The organism is Consotaella salsifontis, assembly GCF_900167365.1.
In the GTDB taxonomy this organism is placed as follows: domain Bacteria; phylum Pseudomonadota; class Alphaproteobacteria; order Rhizobiales; family Rhizobiaceae; genus Consotaella; species Consotaella salsifontis.
Genome location: NZ_FUXL01000003.1, coordinates 309749 through 331070, shown reverse-complemented (window position 1 = coordinate 331070; position 21322 = coordinate 309749). Strand labels below are relative to the sequence as shown.

At 63.5% G+C, this 21322-nt stretch carries 18 protein-coding genes; 5 read left to right on the top strand and 13 right to left on the bottom strand.

From position 1 onward, the window contains the following. Window positions 1-78 precede the first annotated feature (78 nt). The 3 genes from B5D38_RS05750 to B5D38_RS05740 are packed head-to-tail and all read right to left on the bottom strand — an operon-like array spanning window position 79 to window position 2551. Entirely contained in the window at window positions 79-819 is a 741-nt protein-coding gene (locus B5D38_RS05750) for a P-loop NTPase family protein (RefSeq protein ID WP_078707413.1), read from the bottom strand. Then, window positions 816-1994: an AI-2E family transporter gene (locus tag B5D38_RS05745; protein ID WP_078707412.1), complete on the bottom strand. Its 1179-nt coding sequence runs from the start codon at window positions 1992-1994 to the stop codon at window positions 816-818. Before B5D38_RS05745 ends, B5D38_RS05750 begins: the two co-directional genes overlap by 4 nt. Further along, window positions 1991-2551 (bottom strand): CDP-alcohol phosphatidyltransferase family protein, encoded by a 561-nt coding sequence (locus tag B5D38_RS05740; protein ID WP_078707411.1) that lies wholly within the window; start codon window positions 2549-2551, stop codon window positions 1991-1993. The genes B5D38_RS05745 and B5D38_RS05740 overlap by 4 nt, the downstream gene beginning before the upstream one ends. Window positions 2552-2665: 114 nt before the next feature. Here B5D38_RS05740 and purM point away from each other — a divergent pair, with 114 nt between their 5' ends. Both purM and purN read left to right on the top strand, forming a co-directional pair. After that, window positions 2666-3736, top strand: a complete 1071-nt coding sequence (gene purM, locus B5D38_RS05735; RefSeq protein ID WP_078707410.1) for a phosphoribosylformylglycinamidine cyclo-ligase — start codon at window positions 2666-2668, stop codon at window positions 3734-3736. Next, complete coding sequence (gene purN / locus B5D38_RS05730) at window positions 3733-4443, top strand: phosphoribosylglycinamide formyltransferase (RefSeq protein ID WP_078707409.1); 711 nt, start codon at window positions 3733-3735, stop codon at window positions 4441-4443. The genes purM and purN overlap by 4 nt, the downstream gene beginning before the upstream one ends. A gap of 3 nt (window positions 4444-4446) precedes the next feature. Here the strand turns inward: purN and B5D38_RS05725 are convergent, their stop codons facing one another. Beyond that, complete coding sequence (locus B5D38_RS05725; protein WP_078707408.1) at window positions 4447-6555, bottom strand: molybdopterin-containing oxidoreductase family protein; 2109 nt, start codon at window positions 6553-6555, stop codon at window positions 4447-4449. Window positions 6556-6634: 79 nt separating this feature from the next. Next, window positions 6635-7870 carry a sensor domain-containing phosphodiesterase gene (locus tag B5D38_RS05720; RefSeq protein ID WP_078707407.1) on the bottom strand — a complete coding sequence of 412 codons (1236 nt, stop codon included), beginning with the start codon at window positions 7868-7870 and terminating at the stop codon, window positions 6635-6637. Window positions 7871-8185: 315 nt separating this feature from the next. On the opposite strand from B5D38_RS05720, the gene B5D38_RS22500 reads away from it, so the two are divergent. After that, on the top strand, window positions 8186-8932 hold the full coding sequence (locus B5D38_RS22500) for a PadR family transcriptional regulator (RefSeq protein WP_245318846.1): 747 nt from the start codon (window positions 8186-8188) through the stop codon (window positions 8930-8932). A gap of 91 nt (window positions 8933-9023) precedes the next feature. Here B5D38_RS22500 and B5D38_RS05710 read toward each other — a convergent pair whose 3' ends face one another. Then, window positions 9024-10136: an alkene reductase gene (locus B5D38_RS05710; protein ID WP_078707406.1), complete on the bottom strand. Its 1113-nt coding sequence runs from the start codon at window positions 10134-10136 to the stop codon at window positions 9024-9026. A 212-nt stretch (window positions 10137-10348) separates the two neighbouring features. On the opposite strand from B5D38_RS05710, the gene B5D38_RS05705 reads away from it, so the two are divergent. Continuing rightward, window positions 10349-11197 carry a 23S rRNA (adenine(2030)-N(6))-methyltransferase RlmJ gene (locus B5D38_RS05705; protein WP_078707405.1) on the top strand — a complete coding sequence of 283 codons (849 nt, stop codon included), beginning with the start codon at window positions 10349-10351 and terminating at the stop codon, window positions 11195-11197. A gap of 72 nt (window positions 11198-11269) precedes the next feature. Then, complete coding sequence (locus B5D38_RS05700; protein ID WP_078707404.1) at window positions 11270-11704, top strand: hypothetical protein; 435 nt, start codon at window positions 11270-11272, stop codon at window positions 11702-11704. A gap of 198 nt (window positions 11705-11902) precedes the next feature. On the opposite strand, the gene B5D38_RS05695 is transcribed toward B5D38_RS05700, so the two are convergent. The 7 genes from B5D38_RS05695 to B5D38_RS05660 all read right to left on the bottom strand — a co-directional run bounded on the left by B5D38_RS05695 (window position 11903) and on the right by B5D38_RS05660 (window position 21278). Then, entirely contained in the window at window positions 11903-13054 is a 1152-nt protein-coding gene (locus tag B5D38_RS05695) for a glycosyltransferase family 4 protein (protein ID WP_245318845.1), read from the bottom strand. Window positions 13055-13721: 667 nt separating this feature from the next. Next, the gene (gene rfbA / locus B5D38_RS05685) at window positions 13722-14594 is read right to left on the bottom strand and encodes a glucose-1-phosphate thymidylyltransferase RfbA (protein WP_078707546.1); all 873 of its coding nucleotides are present in this window, start codon (window positions 14592-14594) and stop codon (window positions 13722-13724) included. A 165-nt stretch (window positions 14595-14759) separates the two neighbouring features. Continuing rightward, window positions 14760-15731, bottom strand: a complete 972-nt coding sequence (locus B5D38_RS05680) for a rhamnan synthesis F family protein (protein ID WP_165690799.1) — start codon at window positions 15729-15731, stop codon at window positions 14760-14762. Continuing rightward, entirely contained in the window at window positions 15721-16602 is an 882-nt protein-coding gene (rfbD, locus tag B5D38_RS05675) for a dTDP-4-dehydrorhamnose reductase (RefSeq protein ID WP_078707401.1), read from the bottom strand. The genes B5D38_RS05680 and rfbD overlap by 11 nt, the downstream gene beginning before the upstream one ends. 4 nt (window positions 16603-16606) lie before the next feature. Then, complete coding sequence (rfbB, locus tag B5D38_RS05670) at window positions 16607-17671, bottom strand: dTDP-glucose 4,6-dehydratase (RefSeq protein WP_078707400.1); 1065 nt, start codon at window positions 17669-17671, stop codon at window positions 16607-16609. Continuing rightward, a complete protein-coding gene (gene rfbC, locus B5D38_RS05665; protein WP_078707399.1) occupies window positions 17668-18249 on the bottom strand; it encodes a dTDP-4-dehydrorhamnose 3,5-epimerase in 582 nt (193 codons plus the stop codon). The genes rfbB and rfbC overlap by 4 nt, the downstream gene beginning before the upstream one ends. Window positions 18250-18530: 281 nt before the next feature. Further along, on the bottom strand, window positions 18531-21278 hold the full coding sequence (locus tag B5D38_RS05660) for a rhamnosyltransferase WsaF family glycosyltransferase (protein ID WP_165690798.1): 2748 nt from the start codon (window positions 21276-21278) through the stop codon (window positions 18531-18533). Between the last annotated feature and the right edge of the window lie 44 nt (window positions 21279-21322).

Below are 21322 nucleotides of genomic sequence, written 5' to 3'. Positions count from 1 at the left end.
TTGGACGTGGTCGATCGGCGCGGCGCGCGTCGGCGCCGGGGAGCGGTTCGGCTGCTCGATACCTTTTCGTCCAAAGCGTCAACTCTCCGTTTTCGGGGAATGGCTCGCTTCCTCGCTTCTCTCATAGCCGTCGTCGGCAACAGAGTCGAACGAAGAAGAAAATTCGGCCAGGATTTGTTGCAGAAGCGGACGCGAAATCGTCCGTTTGGCGGCGAGCGCCTGACGATCGACAGCCGCCACGAACCGGCGCGCGGTGTCGAGCGAGCGCTCGATGCGCGAGCCGATATAGGCGATGAGTGACGGAGAGATGACAAGCTGGCGATCCGCGAAGAGCTTGGCCAGCACCGCCTGGAGCAGAGCGTCGTCCGGCGCTCCCACCTCGACGATGGTCGCCGCCTGGAGGCGTGATTTGAGATCGGCCAGATGGAGCGGCAGATCGGCGGGCCGCGAGCGCGCCGTGACGAGAACCGTGCCCTCGCCCATGCGCGCGGCATTGACGAGATGGAAGATTGCCTCCTCGTCGGCGAGCTGCGTTTCGAGATCGTCGATCAGGACCGCGAAGGGCTGGCCCCCTCCGCCTCGCGGCGCACCACCGCCGGAAAACAGCGTGGCGTCCGCGCGCTCCCGCCATGCGCTGGCAAGATGGGTCTTGCCGGTGCCGGGCGGGCCGACGATCACCGTGACCGGGTGCGGCCAGTCCGGCCAGCCGTCGATGGCGGCCGCGGCCAGCGCGTTGGAGGTCGTGACGATGAGGTCGTCACGGGCAAGCGAAGGCGCGTAGGGCAGATCGAGCGGCAGTTGCCGGTTTCCCTGGGTCATGCCCCCTCGTTTCCTTTGGGGGTGAACGTCTTCTGGATGGCGCGGCGAATGCCCGCGTCCTCGCCCTCGATTCGTGGAGGCTCGTCGGCGAACAGCGGTTCCGGCCCGCGATACATCTCGCTTTCGAGATACTGGCCGATGGCAAAGCGCGCGAGAACACCGATGGCCGCCGAGGCCGGCACGGCAATCAGCAACCCGACAAAGCCGAAAAGCGCGCCGAAGGCGAAGAGCGCGAACATCAACCACACCGGATGCAGCCCGACCGAGGCGCCGACGAGCTTGGGCTGAAGAATGTTGCCCTCGATGAACTGGCCGACGAAGAAGACGCCCGCCGTCGCGATCACCCAGATCCAGTCCGGCCAGAACTGCACCAGCGCAATGCCGACCGAAAGCACCAGCCCCAGCATGGAGCCGATATAAGGGATGAAGGAGACGAAGCCCGCGAAAAGGCCGATGAGGAGGCCGAAATTGACGCCGACGAGCGAAAGGCCGACGGCATAGAAGGTGCCAAGAAGCAGGCAGACCGTGCTCTGGCCGCGAACGAAACCGGCCACTGAGCGATCGATCTCGCGAGCCAGGCGGCGCACGGTGACGACGTGGGGACGCGGCACCCAGCCGTCGATCTTCGCCAGCATCGCATCCCAGTCGATCAGCATGTAGAAGGCGACGACTGGCGTCACCACGAAGAGCGAGGCGAAATTGACCACCGCCATGCTCGACGTCCAGAGCTGGGCAATGAAGCGCGTGACGATGCTCGCGCCGTCGCTGGCCAGCTTGGCGAAATTGCCCTGAATGTCGCTGTTTCCGCTCTCGAACAGCCAGGCGAGCCGGCCGGAGCGCAGCGTCGTGATCAACTCCTGCAATCGCCGGATATAGTCCGGCACGCGCTCCAGGAATCCACCCACCTGATGGGACACGACGGGCACGAGAATCACGATCACGGCAATGAGGATGATGGCGAAGACCACCAGGATCGCGACGGTCGCCAGAACGCGCGAGAGGCCCCGCCGCACCAGCCAATCGGCAACCGGATCGAGGAAATAGGCGATCGCCATGCCCAGGACGAACGGCAGGAGAATGCCGCTGAACACCCAGAGCAGCAGCACGAGAACAACGGCGGCAAGACTCCAGAACAGAATCTGGCGCCGAATCGAAAGGGCACGATCCGTCGTCATCCCTGATCCTTGTCTGCCGGGATCTCTCCCGTTGCCATGTGACGAAGCCAATCGATGAGATAGGCGCCCGCCGAAAGCACCGTCAAGAGCGCCGTCAGCCATATCAGTCCGACGAACACGGCGCCGGTCGAGAAGTCGAAGGCGGGATGAGCCAGAGCGAGGGTCGCCGACGCCATCTGCGCCGCCGTCGTCGCCTTGGAGACCAAAAGGGGGCGCACCTTCATGGGCAGCCCCATGACGAAGGAGAGCATCACCGCCGCGACGATGAGAATGTCGCGCGAAACGACGACAATGACGAGCCAGGCCGGCAGGCCGCCGACAATGCCCAGAACCACGAAAACGGCGCCGAGCATCGCCTTGTCGGCGATCGGGTCGAGATAGGCGCCAAGCTGGGACTGCTGGTCGAAACGCCGAGCGATGTAGCCGTCAATGCCGTCGGAAAGGCTGGACAGGACGAAAAGCGAGAACGCCAGAAGCCACTCGCCGGCGATGAGAGACCAGACGATGGCGGGCACGCATAAAAGCCGGGCAATCGAAATGAAATTCGGTATGGTCACGGGGTGTCCGTCGCGCTCCTATGCCCCATCGGCGGGGCTCCGGTCGGTCGACGCGGAAAAGGGCCTTGCCGAGGCGGGCCGATCATGTCAACTCCCAGAGAAAAGGTGCGATGAATGATCGGCGAAAACAAGAACTCGCTCTCCTACCGCGACGCCGGCGTCGATATCGATGCCGGCAACGAACTCGTCCGGCGCATCAAGCCGCTGGTCAAGGCCACAGCCCGGCCAGGCGCCGACAGTGAGATCGGCGGCTTTGGCGGCCTCTTCGATCTCAAGGCCGCCGGCTTTACAGATCCGCTCCTGGTCGCCGCCAATGACGGCGTCGGCACCAAGCTGAAGGTCGCGATAGACATAGGGCAGCACTCGACCATCGGCATCGATCTGGTGGCGATGTGCGTCAACGATCTCGTCGTTCAAGGCGCCGAGCCTCTGTTCTTCCTCGACTACTTCGCCACGGGCCGGCTCGACGTCGAGCAAGGCTCGGCGATCGTCTCGGGCATTGCCGAGGGCTGCCGGCAGGCGGGCTGCGCCCTCATCGGCGGCGAAACGGCGGAAATGCCGGGGCTTTATGGTGAGGGCGACTACGATCTCGCGGGCTTCGCGGTCGGCGCGGTGGAGCGGAGCCGGCTCCTGCCACGAGGCGACATCCACTCCGGCGACATGATTCTCGGGCTTCTTTCGTCGGGCGTCCATTCCAACGGCTATTCGCTGGTGCGGCGCATCGTCGAACTCTCCAGCACGCGGTTCGATGATTCCGCCCCGTTCGACTCGGCGAAAACCCTCGGCGAAACTCTCATTGCCCCGACGCGCATCTACGTGAAGCCGCTGCTGGCCGCGCTGAGGCAGGTGGAGGACATCAAGGCCCTCGCCCACATCACCGGCGGTGGCCTTCTTGAGAACATCCCCCGCGTCCTGCCCGACGCGATGCGCGCCGACATCGATCTTTTCGCCATCGACGTTCCGCCGGTCTTCGGCTGGCTCGCCCGCGAGGGCGGCGTCGAGGAAGCCGAGATGCTGCGCACCTTCAATTGCGGCCTCGGAATGGTGGTCATCGTCTCGGAGGCAGAAGCGGCGACCGTCAGCGCCATTCTTCAGAGCGAGGGCGAGCATGTCGTGCCGCTGGGCCGCATCCGCCCCCGCCGCGACGCCGCCGTCACCTTCAACGGCAACCTTCATCTGAAATGAGCCAGACCGCCAACTCGCGCGAGCGCAAGCGCGTCGCCGTTCTGATCTCGGGTCGCGGCTCCAACATGAACGCGATCATCGCCGCGGCGATGGACCCGGCCTACCCCGGACAGGTGGTCGCGGTGATCGCCAATCGGCCCGAGGCACCAGGGCTGGAAGTGGCCGCGCGCCATGGCATTGCCGCGATCGCGGTGGACCAGCGCAGGTTCTCCGACCGCCCCAGCCACGAGGCGGCCGTCGCCGCCGAGCTCGACCGGTTCTCGCCCGACGTCGTCTGCCTTGCCGGCTATATGCGGCTTCTGACCGAGCCCTTCGTCCAGCGCTATCGCGGCAGGCTCATCAACATCCACCCGTCGCTGCTGCCGCTCTTTCCCGGTCTCGACACCCACAAGCGGGTGCTGGCGGCTGGCATGCGCGTTCACGGCTGCACCGTCCACTTCGTCACCGAGCGCATGGACGAGGGGCCAATCATTGCCCAGGCGGCCATCGCCATTCGCGGCGAGGATACGGAAGAGACGCTCGCGGCCCGGCTTCTTCACGCCGAGCATCGCCTCTATCCCCATGCGCTGAAGCTGGTGTTGGATGGGGACGCGCGCCTGTCGGGCGGACATGCCATATTCCGCCCGATTCCCCCCGCCGACGCCGAGGACGATACGTCTTCGGCCGCGCCGAGAATCCTCGTCTCTCCCGATCCCCGGCGCGACTGATTCTCAGGAGGCGCGGCGCAGCCACACCCTAGTGTCGTGGAACGCCGCCCCGCCATAGGGCGCGACAGGATCGGCGCCCGTCAGGGTGTTGATCCCCTCCCCCCGCTCGAACGCCGAGTTCGGCCACAGCCCCTCGTGAACGAGAACGCCCGGCTTCACCTTCTCCGTCACCTTCAACGGCAGGACCACCTCCCCGCGTTCGTTGCCGATCTCGACCCTTTCGCCCTCGGCGAGCCCTAAGCATGCCGCGTCCTCGGGGTGGATCATCAGCACCGGACCGCCCTCCGCCCCGCGCGAGCCGGGCGTTTCGGAGAAGGACGAGTTCAGGAAATGGCGGGCCGGCGACGTCGCCAGCTTGAACGGGTGGCCGGGGTCCGCGACCTCGATGAGATCGACATGATCGGGCAGCGCCGGCAGGCGCTCCGCCGGTCCCTGGATGCCGAGCGAGGCCGGCGGGCGCGTCGACGCCGGACTGCCGGTCCAATCGGGACGGAAGCGGAACTTGCCATCCGCCCACGCGAAGCCGTCAAGATAGTGGGCCTCCTCGAACGACGGCTGACAATCGATCCACCGCCCTGCTTCGAGGTCAGCCAGAGAGCCATAGCCGCTTTTCGTCAGCATCCGGTCGATGAGCTCGCGCTCGCTGAGGCCGAATCCTGGACGATCCCCGACGCCGAGACGGCGCGCCAGCTCCTCAATGACGAAGTGGTTGGTGCGCACGGTGTCGGGCGCATCGATCAGCTTCGGCCCGAGCACGATGTGGCTTTGGCCGCCGCCGCGATAGATGTCGTCGTGCTCGAGGAAGGTGGTCGCTGGCAGCACGATATCGGCGATTCTGGCCGTATCCGTCATGAACTGCTCGTGGACGCAAACGAAGAGGTCCTCGCGTGAGAAGCCCGCCCGCACCTTCCTCTGGTCAGGCGCGACATTCATCGGATTGGTGTTCTGGATGAGCATCGCCGTTACCGGCGGGCCGTTCGACAGGGCATCGGCATCGCCCATCAGCACCGCGCCGATGCGCGATTGGTCGAGATGGCGCACAGAGGGATCGGCGAGCGTCTTGCCGGTGATCTCGCCCTTGTCGAAGGAGAAGATCTGGTCGTTGTTGTGGAAGGCACCGCCCCCCTTATGGCGCCAATGGCCGAAAACCGCCGGCACGCTGAGAGCCGCGTGCATCGCCACCGCACCGTTGCGTTGGCGGGTGAAGCCGTAGCCGAGACGGAAATAGCTCTTCGGCGTGTGCCCGACGAGCGCGGCGAACGCCTCGATCTCCTCGACCGTCAGCCCGGTGATCTCCGCCGCCCATTCCGGCGTGCGCGACTTCAGATGTTCCTCGAGCTCGGCCGGAACGTCGGTGTAGCGCGCAAGGTAATCGCGGTCGGCCGTGCCGTCGCGGAATGCCACATGCATCAGCGCGCAGGCGAGCGCCGCGTCCGTCCCCGGCCTGAGCTTCAGCTTGAGATCCGCCTGCTGCATCGTCGCGTTATCGTAGATGTCAATGACGACAATCCGGGTCCCGCGCCGCTTGCGGGCGCGGGTGGCGTGGGTCATCACGTTCACCTGGGTCGCAACCGCGTTGGTGCCCCAGATGACGATGACGTCCGCCTCTTCCATCTCGCGCGGATCGACGCCGGCGATGCGCCCTGTGCCGGCGAACCAGCCTGTCCAGGCGGGGTTGGTGCAGATGGTGCTGAACTGGTTGGAATAGTGCTTGGCGTGGCGCAGGCGGTGGATGCCGTCGCGCTGCACCAGGCCCATGGTGCCGGCGTAGAAATAGGGCCAGACACTTTCCGGACCGTAAGCCACCTCGGCGGCGAGAAACTTCTCTGCCACCAGGTCCAGCGCATCGTCCCAGCCGATCTCGCGCCAGCCGCCCTCACCTTTGCCGCCAACCCTCTGGAGCGGCTTCAGCAGACGGTCCTTGTGATGGACGCGCTCTGCATAGCGCGCGACCTTGGCGCAGATGACGCCGGCCGTATAGCTGTTTCCCTCCGCTCCACGAACGCGGCCGATCGTGTTGCGATCGATGATCTCGACATCGAGCGCGCAGGTCGACGGGCAATCGTGCGGGCAGGCGCTATGGCCGAGGGCGATGGGGAGCGGCTTGTTCATCCCCTGGATTTATCCGAAACGCCCGGCGCCGTCACATCGCTTTTTTCGACACGAGGATTCCGCGATTTGCCTCCTGATCCTAAGCCCTCGCGCCGGGAGAGACACGCAGAGGAGCGCGGACCAATTCCAGCGCTTGCGGCAGCGCCATTGGCCGACCGAGCCCGAACCCTTGGCCGTAGGAGACGCCCAGAAGACGAAGCGTCATCAGCTCTTCTTCCGTCTCGACGCCCTCGGCGACGATGGCGCAGCCTGTCTCTCGCGCGAAGAACACCAGGGCGGACGCGAGCGCCCGCCGCGCGGCATCGGTGTCGATGCCGCTGGTCAGGCTCATGTCCAGCTTGATCTTGTCAGGGGCGAGCTTGACGATGTGCTGCAGCCCGGAATAACCCGCTCCCGCATCATCGATCGCCAGGCGCACGCCCGCCTTGCGCAGAGGAGCCAGGGCCTTGGCAAAGGCCTCGTAGTCCTCCACTTCGGCATGTTCGGTGATTTCGAGGAGGATGCGCTGGGGACAATAGCGCCGGGCGGAAAACAGCTCCGGCAGGCGCCCTGAAAGGACCGTTTCCGGCGAGGCGTTGACCGAGACGTAGATGGCGGCTGGTAAGTGGTTCAGGGCCGTTAGCGCTCGCCGAATGGCCTCGATCTCAAGATCGACGCCCATTCCGATATCGAAGGCTTCCGCGAACCACTTGTCCGGCGAGCGGTAGGGCTCCGCGGCAAAGCGCGAAAGCGCCTCAAACCCGCGAACGGTGCGCCCGCTCAAGGTCCAGATCGGCTGATAGACGATCGTCAAGCCGTCGCCGGCCAGGATGTTCTCGATCCGACTCCGTGCATAATCGCGCAGCTGGCGCTCGGCGATCGCCTCCGCCAGAGGCTTGCCCGCCATCTCCGCGAACACTCGCATCACCTCGACGTCGCGCTCGTTGAGGCTGTGGTCGGGGCGCGTGCTGAGACAGCAGAACATGCCGAGGGCCGTGCCATCCGGCCCGTTCACCGGCACGCTGATATGCGCGCCGATCGGCAGCGCGCTTGTGATCGGCATCTGCCGCGCGAGTTCATACTCGCCCGTGTCCGCCATCAATTCCGGTAGCCGGCCGGCGAGGATGTGCCGGCAATAGACATCATCGAGGGAAAAGGATGCACCGGTCTGCGCCACGGCTTCGAAGCCGGGCGCGTCCACTGCACGCAAGACCGAGCGCTCACCGACGAATTCGGAGACATAGGCGACCTCCATACCAAGATGCTCGCGGATCGCCCGAAGGGTTCCGACGAGCTCGTCCGGCGTATGCGGTTCCTTAATGGCAAGTTGCGGCATGCAGCCTCTTGGACGATCGTCGCGGGAGAACAAGACCCCGCTTCCCCGTTAGCACGATCTTCCGGAACGAAGTCTGAACTTGCCCCGAAAACCCTTAAAGATCAGCGGCGCAGGCATTTGGGCCGGGCGACGTGACAGCGCGGCAGTGATGCGCCGATCCCGTCGTTTTTTGCCGAACGGACGACAATCCCGCATCGCCTTCTCAAGCCTCCCGATGAAAATTTAGACAGTCTTCGATATATCGATATTGCATCGAACGGCGAGCAGGATTAATTGGGCTATGATATTTCGATATATCGAAGAAGGAACTAAGACATGATCCATCATGACAACCACCACGAGGGCCATTGCCGAGGCGGCCACGGTCGCGGTAGGTGGCAGCAGCGAGAGCACGATGAAATGGAGGGTTTCAGCCCCGAGATGGACGAGCGCGAGGACGAGACTTTTCCCGGCGAAGACGAGGACGAGCGGCAGGCCACGTCCGACCATGAGGAGCCACGCTTCGGCCGTCGGCGTTCCCGTGGGGGCCCAGGGTGGGACCCGCGGCTGCGCCTGATGCGCGAGCGTTTCGGCGCCGGCTTCCCAGGGATGGGCCGCGGCCGTGGCGGCCGGCCGCTCGCCCAGGGCGACCTCCGGTGGCTGGCGCTCGATCTCATCGCCGCCCAGCCTCGCCACGGTTACGAGATCATCAAGGCCGTCGAGGAGGCGTTCGGCGGCCAGTACAGCCCGAGCCCCGGCGCCATCTATCCGACACTGACACTGCTCGAGGAAACCGGCCTCATCGCTGGCGAGACGCAAGGCTCCAAGAAGCTCTATTCGATCACCGAGGAGGGCAAGGCCGAAATCGAGGGTCACATCGAGGAAGTGGGCGCGGTTCGTGCCCGTCTCGACGAGGCTCGCGAGCGCTTCGGAGATGCCCCCCGGCCCGAGATCCACCGCGCCATGCACAATCTGCGCGCGGCTTTGATGGTCCGTCTGTCCAAGGGAGACATCTCTTCCGAGACACTTCAGGCGATCACCGGCGCGCTTGACCGGGCGGCGGGCGAGATCGAGCGGAGCTGATCCTGCGGCGTCTCTGACGAACAAGATAAAAGGGGGCAGGACACGCATGTGCCCTGCCCCCTTCGCATTGCATCTTCCAGCTTCGAAGCGATCAGGCGCCCGGCGCCAGACGCGCCTTCTCCTCCGGCGTCAGCGCCGGATAGTCGATGTAGCCCTTCTCATCGCCGCCATAGAAGGTTGCCTCGTCCCAGGGTGCCAAAGGCGCGTTCAGGGCAAGACGGGCGACAAGATCCGGATTGGAAATGAACGGCCGACCGAAGCACACGATATCCGTCAGCCCCTGCTCCACCCGCTCGACCGCGAGGTCGTGGGTATAGCCATTATTGGCCATGTAGAGCCCGGAGAAGCGCTCCTTGAGCGACCATGGCTTGAAGCGCGCCGGGTCACGATCGCCCCGCGTCGCGCCCTCGATTACGTGGAGGTAGGCAAGTCCGCGCCTGGAGAGTTCGTCCGTGTAGGCCGTGAAGACGGCGCCGGGATTTGAATCGGCGACGTCGTTGGCGGGACTGACCGGCGAAATGCGGATGCCCGTGCGCTCGCCACCCCATACGCCCAGCACCGCATCCACCACCTGGAGCGGAAAGCGCATGCGGTTTTCGATCGAGCCGCCGAACTCGTCGTCGCGCTTGTTGGTCTTATCGCAGAGAAACTGGTTGAGGAGATAGCCGTTGGCGGAATGAATCTCGACCCCGTCGAAGCCCGCCGCCTTCGCGTTCTCCGCCGCCTTCACGAAGTCCTCCACGACACGCGGCAGCTCGCTGGCGTCGAGCGCTCGCGGCGTCGGGATATCCTGCATCCCCGCTTCGGTGAAAGCCTGCGCCCTGGGCTTGATCGCCGAAGGCGCGACCGGCAGCGCCCCGCCCGGCTGAAGATCGGGATGCGAAATTCGCCCGACGTGCCAGAGCTGGAGGAAAATGCGGCCGCCTTCCTGGTGAACCGCGTCCGTGACCGGCTTCCAGCCCTCCACCTGCTCCTGGGAATAGATGCCAGGCGTCCAGGCGTAACCCCGGCCCTCGGGGCTGATGTTGGTGGCTTCGGCAATGATCAGGCCGGCGCTCGCCCGCTGACGGTAGTATTCGGCGTGCATGGCCTTCGGTACGCCGTCGGACGTGGCGCGGCTGCGGGTCAATGGCGCCATGGCGATCCGGTTTTTCAGCTTGATGGGCCCAAGATCGATCGGCTCGAAGAGCTTCGGGGCAGTCATCGCTCCGTCCTTTCAGATTGTCGGCAGATGGCAGGGGCCGTGAGCGGCCCATGGGGAGAAATCCGCGACAGACATAGGAGTCACCGCGCAGGCCGGCAATCGGGTGCGGCAAACCATTCATGGTCGCCGGCTGCTATTTTGCGTATCGCTCGCGGCTTGCTTTTCTCCCCGCTCCGGCCCTATCGCTGCACAAAATCCCGAGGAACGCGCCGTTGAATTATCGCCACGCCTTTCACGCAGGCAATTTCGCCGATGTGGTCAAACACGCGCTTTTGACTCGGCTCGTCCTCTATCTTCAGCGCAAGGACCGGGCGTTTCGCGTCTACGATACCCATGCCGGCCGGGGCCTCTATGATCTCTCAGGCGATGAGGCGCTGCGGACGGGGGAGCATCTTGCCGGCATCGACCGGCTGATCGGATCGCTGGTGGCATCGGAGCCCCTCCTGGCCGATTATCTCCGCGTGATCGAGGAGGTACGCCAGGAGCACGGGGCGCGGGCCTATCCCGGTTCTCCCCTCCTGGTTCGCCGTCTGCTGAGACGCCAGGACCGGCTTTCCGCCTACGAGCTTCACCCGCAGGATGGGCAGGCTCTTGCGGCGCTTTTTGCCGGCGATGTTCAGGCCAAGGCGATCGCGCTCGACGGCTGGCTCGCCCTCGGTGCCCATCTCCCACCCAAGGAAAAGCGCGGCCTCGTCCTGATCGATCCGCCCTATGAGGAGTCGGGAGAGATCGAAAGGATGGTGGGCGCACTTGAAAAGGCGCATCGCCGCTGGCCTGGCGGCGTCTTCGCGCTCTGGTATCCCATCAAGAGGGCGAGCGAGCGCCAGCGGCTCCATGATTTGCTGAAGGCGTCCGGCATTCCCGACATCCTCGCCGCCGAGTTCTTTCGCGAGCCTTTTTCGGACGACGAGCGCCTTGTCGGAAGCGGCCTGGCCGTCGTCAATCCGCCCTTTACCTTCGGCGCCGAGGCCGAAACGATTATGGCCGCGCTGCGACAGGTGCTTGGAGAAGGAGGGCGCCTCCCCCCTTCGCTCGTTGCGATTGCTGCCGAGACGCCCTAATTTCATTCGCGCTTCGGCCGATGCGTCGAAGTCCCGCGCCATTTTTGATCAAGGCGCCATGGAGAGGGAAAGATGATTCTGAAGCGCCTTGCCGTCCTCACCCTTGCCGCCGCGGCCGCGGCGTCGTCCGTGCCGGCTGCCCGCGCGGCCGATCTTCTTGTCGCGCCGGTGGCCATCGGCCCTTGCGGCGACGGAGATGTTTTGGCCGATGTGGAAGACCAGTTCGAATATGGCGCCCCGCGTACCCTTGGATCGCAGCTCCAGATCGTCGAGTTCAGCAATCTGCGCGAGCGTGGCTATCTGCCCCGGACAGAGACGTCCCCCATCGAGCGTCATTACTGCCAAGGTCAGGCCCTGATGTCCGACGGACGCTACCACATGGTCTATTATGTCATCGAAGATCCGATGGGCTTTGCCTCCATGGGCCGGCGCGCGGAAGGCTGCGTCCTGGGGCTCGATCCCTGGCACGTCTACGGCGCAAACTGTCAGTCTCTGCGCCGCTTCTAACCGGTCAGAACAGGCGGCGGGCTAAGGCCGGCCGCTTCTTCCTGCAGGTCTACTCTCTTGTTCAGAAGGTTTACGGGAGAACGGAACTTCTGACAGCGCCCCGTCGGCCCGGCGAGAAAATCTGACGCGACGAGGCCGACAACCTTACATCCTCCGCGCCGACCCGGCTTGAACTTTCTCCCAAGCAGCGTCTTCTACCTAATACGACTTCTTGCCTTTTTGAACGTTTTCAAGCAGGACATCATATATCTTCCCAACATCATTCATGACATCGCGTTCGGTAAAGCCGTTTCGCACACGCTGGGCTGCTGCTTCGCCCATCTGGCGCACAGCTTCGCGATCTGCCGCGAGCGCCTCGATTACCCTGGCGAACGCTTCAACGTCATCGACCGGGAGCACATATCCGTCGATTCCATGACGGACGAAATTTCGGCATCCCGGGACGTCGGTCGTGAGCGAAAGGCGGCCCGACGCGGCGGATTCCAACAGTGTACGCGGCAACCCCTCCCCTCCACGAGAAGGAAGACAGGCCACGTGACTGGTGGACCAGACGGATCGGATATCGCTGGTTTGACCATGATAAGTGATCGCGGGATCTTCAGCCCACTCCTCTAACGTATCGAGCGGGATAAACCGAGGATTTTGAGGATCAGGAGTACCATAAAGCGCAAGCTTGACCGCAACTCCTCGCGACCTGGCAAGTTTAACCGCTGCGACCGCCACATCTATGCCTTTGGACCAAAGCATACGCGATACGACAGCAATCCTAAGGGTATCATCCTCCGGCAAAGGGAGGGCCGGAAATGCCTCGGGATCAACGCCGGCGCCGCCGATGACTACGACGCGGTCGGAAGCAACATCGATGCCCAGGATCTTGGCGTCATCGACGTTCTCCATAAGAAAAATGGTATTCGCGTTCGCCAAGATCCGCCGCATCAAAAGGCCCAGCATCGCTCGCGTCAAACGCGCCCGGACATCTTGACGAGCCCCGAGATAACCTAATCCCGTCACCGCGAAGATTCGTCCTGGAATGCCCACTATCGCGGAAGCAACCCCGCCTATCAGAATCGACTTCATGCCGATGCAATGAATGATCTTTGGGCGCTCGCGCCGTAGGATTTGACGTAGGCGCGCGATGATGGAAATCAGATAAAGTGGACCGTTCTGCCGCCGATCGAATTCCAGGGGTTCCAACCGAATCCCGGTAGCCTCGATGGCTCGACGGTGGTTTTGCACACGTGCAACGAGCATCGGGGCGAGAGCCATCCCTGACGCCTGACGGCCCATCGGAAGAAAATGGGACGCGAAAAACCAGTCCTCCGTAATAAAATAGACTAATTTTGCCTGCACGAGATCTCCATCAGACGAATTATGTAAATTCACCCTACGATGATGCGACGCGATTGAATGATAAATTCTGTTTTCCCTACTATCCTGTAGGTTCTCTCTTCAGACAATTGCGCCGATTGGCGCATTCGCGCACCGCGGACAGTCGCAGATGAGGCGGCGCGGACCATTGATCGAGGCCGTTGCGAAAAATCAACCGGCCCTTGCCTCGACCGTTCGCGCATTCCCTCGTCTTGGTTCACGGGTGGCCGGGCGCAATTGGTCAATGCTCAATGCTGTCCTCGTCACGAAGGCTCGGCGATGTGACGGTACAGATCATCCGAGACTCGGGGAGCGGTTGGACGCCCGCGGTTCGGACAGCGGATCAACGGCAAAGCGCGGGCGACAGGCCGAACCTGCACGGCTGGCAGCCCCGGGTTCTGACCGAAATGATCAATCACCGCCCGATGCAGGCGATCCACGACGCTGTGCGCTAGCGGCGCCGGGATCTGTCACGCGGGGTCTTCGACGAGCCGCGCATCTCTTTGGGCGCGATGGCGGGCACGAACTGAGGCCCATGGTCATTTCCAAACTGTCCGCCTGCCTAAGTCGTCGTGCCCACAACCAGTTTTAGGTAGAGGATTCAAAAACTTCCCAGCCGTGGTCATAGCAAGGCCAAGCAAACGGCCATTCACAGCGCTTCGTCGGCAATGCGCGCGAGATACTTGCCATAGCTGCTTTTGCCGAGTTTCCTCCCCAGTTCGAGAAGTGCCTCCCGGTCGATAAACCCGCTGCGGTAGGCGATCTCTTCCGGGCACGCGATCTTGAAGCTCTGGCGGCTGTCCAGCGTCCTTACGAATTCGGCTGCCTGCAGGAGGGATTCGGGCGTGCCGGTATCGAGCCATGCATAACCGCGTCCCATCGTCTCAACCGCAAGGCATCCCTCTTCCAGATAAACGCGATTGAGATCGGTAATTTCGAGTTCACCGCGGGACGAGGGCTTCAGCGTCTTGGCGATCTCGGGCGCGCGACCGTCATAGAAATAAAGACCAGTGACGGCCCAATTCGACTTCGGCTTTTCCGGTTTTTCTTCCAGGCTGGTTGCCCGCCCCTCCTGATCGAAGGCGACGACACCATAACGTTCGGGATCATTGACCTGATATGCGAATACGCTCGCCGTGTTTTCTCGCGCGGCGGCGCGGGCGAGCAGGTTTGGCAGACCGTGGCCGTAAAAGAGGTTGTCGCCGAGGATCAGCACAGACTTCTTGCCGTCGACGAAGTCCTCACCGATGAGATAAGCCTGCGCGAGACCGCCCGGATGTGGCTGCTCGGCATAGCTCAGTTCCAGACCCCATGCCTTGCCATCCCCCAGCAGCTGCTTGAAGTGGGGCAGGTCGTGCGGGGTCGAGATGATCAGAATATCCCGGATGCCGGCGAGCATCAGCGTCGAGAGGGGATAATAGACCATCGGCTTGTCGTAAACCGGCAGCAACTGCTTGGACGTGGTCAGTGTCATGGGATGCAGGCGCGTACCGCTACCGCCCGCCAAAATGATCCCCTTCATCAACGACTCCATCAGTTGATAAAATGTGTCTTGCTGGTTCTTCGGCGCTTTTATCTCGGCACTGCGCTGAAATCCAGAGGCGTAGGGCGATGCAGTGAGGCCGCGCAGCGGGATTGTACGCCTCCAGCGCTGCTAGCTCGGGCGCCCTGGCGTTGACGCCGCCAGCTATGTCTGCGGCGGCTTTCCCATGATCAGATTGCGGATGAAGTGGCGAACCGGCCGTGGTAGGCGCAGCAGCGCCTGATGGGCGAAAGGCACCCAACGCAGGACGAAGAGCACGAGGCGCGGCGGCTGCCATGCATGCTCGCTGATCGGCTGGTTCGCGACTGCCTCGTGCGCCTCGCCCGCAGTGCGAAGGGTGCCCGCCGCATCGATCAGGTCGACCGGCAGCGCAACATAGCCGCGGCGCTCAGCCGCTAGAGCGAACATCCGCTCTAGCGCATGCGCGGCCGTGGCATCGAGCTGAGCCGCTTCCGCCTCGAACTCGCTGAAGAGGCGCTGGGCGGAGAGGTCTTTCAGCGCGTCGCGGCGAAACCAGAACATCGAGCCGGCGGGGAAATAGCCCTGCCGGATCTCCCGTCGCGTAAAGGCCTTCCCCGTAGCCCTGCCGACGCGGCGGATCGACCCGCGGTTGTCGTTGAGCCTGTCCCGGAGCGGCAGGAGCAGCCCCCGCGGCGCGACGAGGCCGAGATGGGGCTGATGATCGAAAGCGTCGACGATCGCCGCAGTTTCCGGCGCCGAGGGCAGCAGTGAGCGGATGATCGAGCGGCGCCACGCGCCGCCGTCGGCGCGGTGCGGCGAGTGCTTGGTGTGCAACTTCAGGCCAATCTCGAACCCCTCGCCCTCCGCCTCGAGCGCGAGCAGGAACGGAAGAACGTCGCGACCGCGATTTTCCACCTGCCGCACAGCCTGCGACACCAGAAAATCGGATGGCACGACATCGATTTTCTGTGGGTCGTGCGGCGTGGTGATCACCACCCGGAAGGGAACACGCACCGTCGCCGCGACGTGCGCGGCCATCTCGGTCCAGATGTCGGGATAGAAGACGTGAACGAAGAGCACGAAGGCCGGCCGCACACCGTTCCCGCCTTCGGCCATCATGGTCTTCGCCCGCTGCTGCGGACCATCATTCGGCAAGGAGCGCATCCATGCAGCGCGAAAGGCCGTCTCGCCAAGCCGGCAGGGTGTGGTCGAAGGTGCGCTGGAACTTGGCGGTCGCCAGCCGCGAATTCGCGGGCCGCCGGGCCGGCGTCGGATAGTCCGCCGTAGTGATTGGCTCCACGCGAGCCGACGGGCCGCCACGCCGAGCCGACTCGGCAAAGATCGCCTCGGCAAAACCAGCCCAGGAGGTCTCGCCCGCGGCAACCATGTGGAAGATGCCGCGCCAGTCCGCCCCCTCCGGTTCGGCTGCCACGCGCGCGAGCACGGCGGCGATGCCCGCCGCGATGTCGGGCGCATAGGTTGGCGTGCCGTGCTGGTCGGCGACCACGCGCAGCACGTCGCGCTCCTTGCCAACCCGCAGCATCGTCTTGACGAAGTTGGCGCCGAACGGGCTGTAGACCCAGGCGGTGCGCAGAATGACGTGAGCCGGATTGGCCGCGGCCACGGCGCGCTCGCCCGCGAGCTTCGAGTGCCCGTAAACGCCCTGCGGTTCGACCGCGTCGGTCTCGTCGTAAGGCACGGACTTGGTGCCGGAAAAGACGTAGTCGGTGGAGATGTGGACGATCGGTATGCCCGCTTCGGCGGTTGCCGCCGCAACGTTGCCCGCGCCGTCGCGATTGACCGCGAACGCCGCCTCCTGATCGCTTTCCGCCTTGTCGACGGCGGTGTAGGCGCCGGCGTTGACGAGCGCGGCCGGCGCCAGCTCGGCGATGGCCCGGCGCAGCGTCTCCGGCTTGGTCACGTCCAGCTCCGGCCGGCCGAGCGTGACGAACTCGATGGTCTCCGACGACAGGGCCGCCAGCGAACGGGCAACCTGACCGTCGCGTCCCGTGACGATGATCTTCATACCGTTACCCGTCGGCCCCGACGCCGAGACGCTGGCCGGAATATCGGCCGTCGCGGATCGGCCGCCACCAGCTTTCATTGTCGAGATACCACTGAATGGTCTTCGCCAGCCCGGTCTCGAAGGTCTCTTCGGCGTGCCAGCCCAGCTCATTTTCGATGCGGCTCGCGTCGATGGCGTAACGCAGATCATGTCCCGGCCGGTCGGTGACGAAGCGGATCAGCTCCCGCCGCGAGCCACCGCCACGCATCGGCGCCAGCCGGTCGAGCGTGTCGCAGATCGCCTGCACCACCGTCAGGTTCGAACGCTCGTTATGGCCGCCGATATTGTAGGATCGGCCAGGCTTGCCGCGTGTCGCAACCAGTTCCAGCGCCCGCGCGTGATCCTCGACATAGAGCCAGTCGCGCACGTTCTCGCCCTTGCCGTAGACCGGCAGATCCTTGCCTTCCAGGCCGTTGAGGATCATCAGCGGAATGAGCTTCTCCGGGAAGTGGTACGGCCCATAATTGTTCGAGCAGTTCGACAGGACCACCGGCAGACCGTAGGTTTCGTGCCAGGCCATCGCCAGATGGTCGGACGCGGCCTTGGAGGCCGAATAGGGAGAGGACGGCGCGTAGGGCGTCTCCTCGGTGAAGAGCCCGCTGTCAAGCGGCAGCGCCCCGTAGACCTCGTCGGTCGAGATGTGGTGAAAGCGGAATCGCTCCCGGCGATCTGTCGGCAACCCCGACCAGTAGCCGCGGACCGCTTCGAGCAGCTGATAGGTGCCGACGATGTTGGTCTCGATGAAGGCGGCGGGGCCATCGATGGAACGATCGACGTGGCTTTCGGCGGCAAGATGCATAACAACATCCACCGCCTCTTCCTTCAGCAGGTCGAGCACCAGATCGCGATCGCCGATGTCGCCCTGCACGAAGCGGTAGCGATCATGATCGGCGATCGGCGCAAGGGAATCCAGATTGGCCGCGTAGGTGAGCTTGTCCAGATTGACGACGCGATGCTCGGTTCTGGCGATCAGATGGCGGCACACCGCCGAGCCGATGAAGCCGGCGCCGCCCGTGACGAGAATGTTCATCGGCCTGCGGCCTCCGTCGAATAGTGAAAGGGTGTGGCCACCTCCGCCAGACGCGGCGCCGCGCGGTCCTTGTCGGATAGCGTCGGCTGACCGCCGCCGAGCGGCCATTCGATGCCGATGTCGGGATCGTCCCAGCGGATCGAGCGGTCATGCGCCTTGGAGTAGGGAGCCGAAACCTTGTAGAACACCTCGGTGTCCGGCTCGAGCGTGAGGAATCCGTGCGCGAAGCCGGCCGGCACCAAAAGTTGGTTGAAGGTTTGGGCGGACAGTTCGACGGCCACCCATCGGCCGAAGCTCGGCGAACCCGCGCGAATATCGACGGCCACATCGAAGATCCGACCCTTGAGAACACGCACAAGCTTGTCCTGGGCGAACGGCGGTTCCTGATAGTGCAGGCCGCGCAGGGTCAGCGCCGCCGCCGACAGCGATTGGTTGTCCTGAACCCAGTCGAGATCGATTCCCGCCTCGGCCAACTGTGCCCGATTGAACGTCTCGGCGAAGAAGCCGCGATCGTCCCCGAATTTTTTCGGCGTGATTTCGATAACGTCGGGCAGACCCAATCGACGCACGTTTATCATCTCGTCAACTCCGTCGGCTGCACTTTCGGCAGAAACACCGACCTTCTGCGCGATCTTGAATGCTGAAGCAACGCCAATTCGAGTGACACACTGCGATCGTCGAAGGCCTCCAGCGGATCGCCAGGATCAATCAAGTATCAAGCGGTCACTGAACCGAAAAGGCAGACGCCGTTCCGTCTTCGCGCCTCCGGCCCGACCGGAGACCGTGGATCATTAAACGCCAATAAAGGCAGTGTTTTGGGAACACGCCAGCATCCCCTCCCCGCGCGAAGCAGCTCGGATCAGCTCAGGAACTTCAGCACCTTCTGCATGTCATCCGGGGGGAAGGCCTCTTCCCAGCTCGTAGGCCAGTTGACCTTCGATCCGGCGAGGCGCCCGTCGATGTCGTCGACTCGCGATATGGCATCGACGAGACCGGCGCGAATGCCGTCCAGGGTCGGCTCGACGCCGATGATGTTGGTCGAGATCTCGCGCAACCGATCGCTGGTCTTGTTGGCGAAGGTGTTGGTGACGGTCCACATGCCTGCCCCCGCCATCTCGAGCGGCACAAGGCTCGGATGCGGCGTCAGCATCAGCGACAGGCCGACGTCGTGCCGCGGCAGCGCCTTCTGGTATTCGGTCAGCCCCGTCTTGGGCAACATGTGCAGCCGCTTGCCGGGCGCCAGCAGCAGCGAGGATGCGCCGCCGATCGATCCCATGCCGTAGAACGACCAGTTCGACAGGTCGAGCGTCGGATCACGGGCGATGTCGGACAGGGCCTTGATGCCCAGCTCGAACATGTTGCGCGCCGCATGCGCCTCGGGCCGTGCGTAGAAGACAAGCTTACGCTCGTCGCGGATGAGATCCTCCCGGGTCGGGTCGAAACCGAGCACCGCATTGGAGAAAATCGCTGAATTCTCCGCTCCTTCGGGGTGAGCGAACACGCCGTACTTCTCCTGCTTGAAAAAGTCGCGCAGGATCGCCGTCGAGAAGAGCTGGAACTGCGGAAACTGATAGGACTGCAGGAACAGCGCGCTGATCGTGTTCATCGGCAGGAAGAACGGCTCGTACTCCTGCACCATATAAAGGAAGCGTTCGCGCGTGAGATCCTTCATCGTCGCGTGCGCCACATGGGCGCCCCAGCCGTTGGTCACGACGAAGCCATCGTCTGGATTCATCTCGACCGGCTCCGACCGGTCGTAGCGGTAGATAACCTCCACCTCATCGAAGAGCGTGGTCACGCCTGGATAGTTCTTGATCTCCTGGCGCCAGTTGTCCGGCTGGAAATCCGTCTTTTCCAGGAGAACGATCCGAACCTGATGCCCCTCGCGTGCCAGTCGCAGAGCGAGATTGAACATTCCCAGATAGCCGCCGAAGACATATTTGAAGTCGATCATGCCCAGAAGCATGTTGATCCGCCGCGGATAGCGCTCCGACACCTTGGTTTTCAGCGGCTCGAGGTTGTGGAATATCCACTGCAGCCCCGGAAGCTCTACCGCTTCGGGCTCGCGCCCCGTGGTTGCCACAGATGCCAATTTCACGGCTGTCGTCTCCACCGGCGCCAGCGCTGGCTGCTGCAAGAGCGGTTGGCGCTGAATGGCAGCCAGACGTCGACGACGCAGCCGGTGATAGAACGTGTAGCCACGATAGCTGACCGAGGAATGCAGCAGCAGGCCGTCTACGTTGAGCGTCGGCCTGCGCCGTACGATCGACTCGATCCTGTCTGCCAGCGCCTGGCGTGTTCTTCTATGGTACTGAGAGAATTTAAATAGGCGGCGGCGCATACCTTCGGGCATCGCCTTGTTCCGAAGCAGCAGCAACCTGGAAAAATAGGCTGTCCGAATGACATAGCGATAGTTCGCCAAGCCACTACTTAACGACGACCGAAAACTGTGCAGCGCCCGTCGCGGCCGATGCATCAGCCGAAGAACCTTGTAGGAGTGCGAAAGCAATCCGAGGGAGCGATGGTCGTAGTGCCCGATGACGTTTCCGCTGTGTTGGACATATTCGTAGAGAGGCTGCTCGACATAGCCGATGCCGCCATTCACGTAGGCCACCAGAGCGATCCAGTGGTCGTGGTAGGCGTCGCCGATCCGCTCCGGCAGGGGCAGTATCTTCGCAAGCAAAGAAGCCCGGAACATGCTGGCCGCGCCGGTTATAGTATTGGCGACGAGCAGCGTCGGCAGATCCTTATAATTGTTGCGGCGGTTATGCCAGAACGTCGACGAGAGCACGGTTCCCGCCTCGTCGACGATACGCGCATCCGAATAGACGAGCGCCGTATCGTCCGTGAACGCCTGCAGCAACCGTTCGAGCTTGATCGCATCCCACTTGTCGTCCTGATCGCAGAGGGCGACGTACTCGGCGTCGTCGGGCACGAGCGACATGCTGCGCGCGAAATTTCCGTAGAAGCCTAGCCGCTCAGGATTGCGTGACAGGACGAACCGCTCGTCCTTACCGAGGACCCGCTTGATCTCCTCAAACTTTTCTGCCGGCGATTGATCGTCGGTGACGATGCACACCCAATTCTCGTGCGTCTGCTGCCGGAGGCTTTCGATCTGGCGCTCGAAAAGGTCGATAGGCGGATTGTAGGTCGCCATGCAGATGGCAACCCGATCCCCCTGTGACGGCCACGTCACTGCGGCCTTTTCGATATTGCACGAACTGGTCAGCTCGATCTCGCCGAGCTCCTGCTCCACAATGGCCCCGCCTGCGGTCTCGGCCCGCATGATCAGGCGCTCGGTCTTCCTCGCCGTCGCCATTTCGACCGGAATCATCGCCCAGAAGCCGCTGAAAAAGCTGTCGCCGCTCGGATCCAGCGCCGATTCCTGGTTGAAGAAGACGTCGACGCGCGCCTGCGAATGTTCTTCTGCTTCTACGACCTGGTCCGCGAAGACGAACGACAGCCTGCGCAGGGCAACGCCTGGACAGTAGGCCCACCCGCGCAAGAGCAGCACAGCGCCCTCGCCAACCTCGATAACCCCCGGCAGCGGTGTATCGAGATAATACCGAAGCTTGGTCTCGACCTCAGCGCCCAAACTCGTATCCAATGCCGTCTACCCTTCGAAATATCGGTCGCTTCCCTAGCGCCGCG

What these genes read in the sequence shown, in the direction of transcription:
- purN (WP_078707409.1), top strand. Translation starts at nt 3,733, where the DNA reads ATGAGCCAGACCGCCAACTCGCGCGAGCGCAAGCGCGTCGCCGTTCTG.
- rfbC (WP_078707399.1), bottom strand. Translation starts at nt 18,249, where the DNA reads ATGATAAACGTGCGTCGATTGGGTCTGCCCGACGTTATCGAAATCACG.
- purM (WP_078707410.1), top strand. Translation starts at nt 2,666, where the DNA reads ATGATCGGCGAAAACAAGAACTCGCTCTCCTACCGCGACGCCGGCGTC.
- rfbD (WP_078707401.1), bottom strand. Translation starts at nt 16,602, where the DNA reads ATGAAGATCATCGTCACGGGACGCGACGGTCAGGTTGCCCGTTCGCTG.
- B5D38_RS05700 (WP_078707404.1), top strand. Translation starts at nt 11,270, where the DNA reads ATGATTCTGAAGCGCCTTGCCGTCCTCACCCTTGCCGCCGCGGCCGCG.
- rfbA (WP_078707546.1), bottom strand. Translation starts at nt 14,594, where the DNA reads ATGAAGGGGATCATTTTGGCGGGCGGTAGCGGTACGCGCCTGCATCCC.
- B5D38_RS05720 (WP_078707407.1), bottom strand. Translation starts at nt 7,870, where the DNA reads ATGCCGCAACTTGCCATTAAGGAACCGCATACGCCGGACGAGCTCGTC.
- B5D38_RS05745 (WP_078707412.1), bottom strand. Translation starts at nt 1,994, where the DNA reads ATGACGACGGATCGTGCCCTTTCGATTCGGCGCCAGATTCTGTTCTGG.
- B5D38_RS05725 (WP_078707408.1), bottom strand. Translation starts at nt 6,555, where the DNA reads ATGAACAAGCCGCTCCCCATCGCCCTCGGCCATAGCGCCTGCCCGCAC.
- rfbB (WP_078707400.1), bottom strand. Translation starts at nt 17,671, where the DNA reads ATGAACATTCTCGTCACGGGCGGCGCCGGCTTCATCGGCTCGGCGGTG.
- B5D38_RS22500 (WP_245318846.1), top strand. Translation starts at nt 8,186, where the DNA reads ATGATCCATCATGACAACCACCACGAGGGCCATTGCCGAGGCGGCCAC.
- B5D38_RS05750 (WP_078707413.1), bottom strand. Translation starts at nt 819, where the DNA reads ATGACCCAGGGAAACCGGCAACTGCCGCTCGATCTGCCCTACGCGCCT.
- B5D38_RS05710 (WP_078707406.1), bottom strand. Translation starts at nt 10,136, where the DNA reads ATGACTGCCCCGAAGCTCTTCGAGCCGATCGATCTTGGGCCCATCAAG.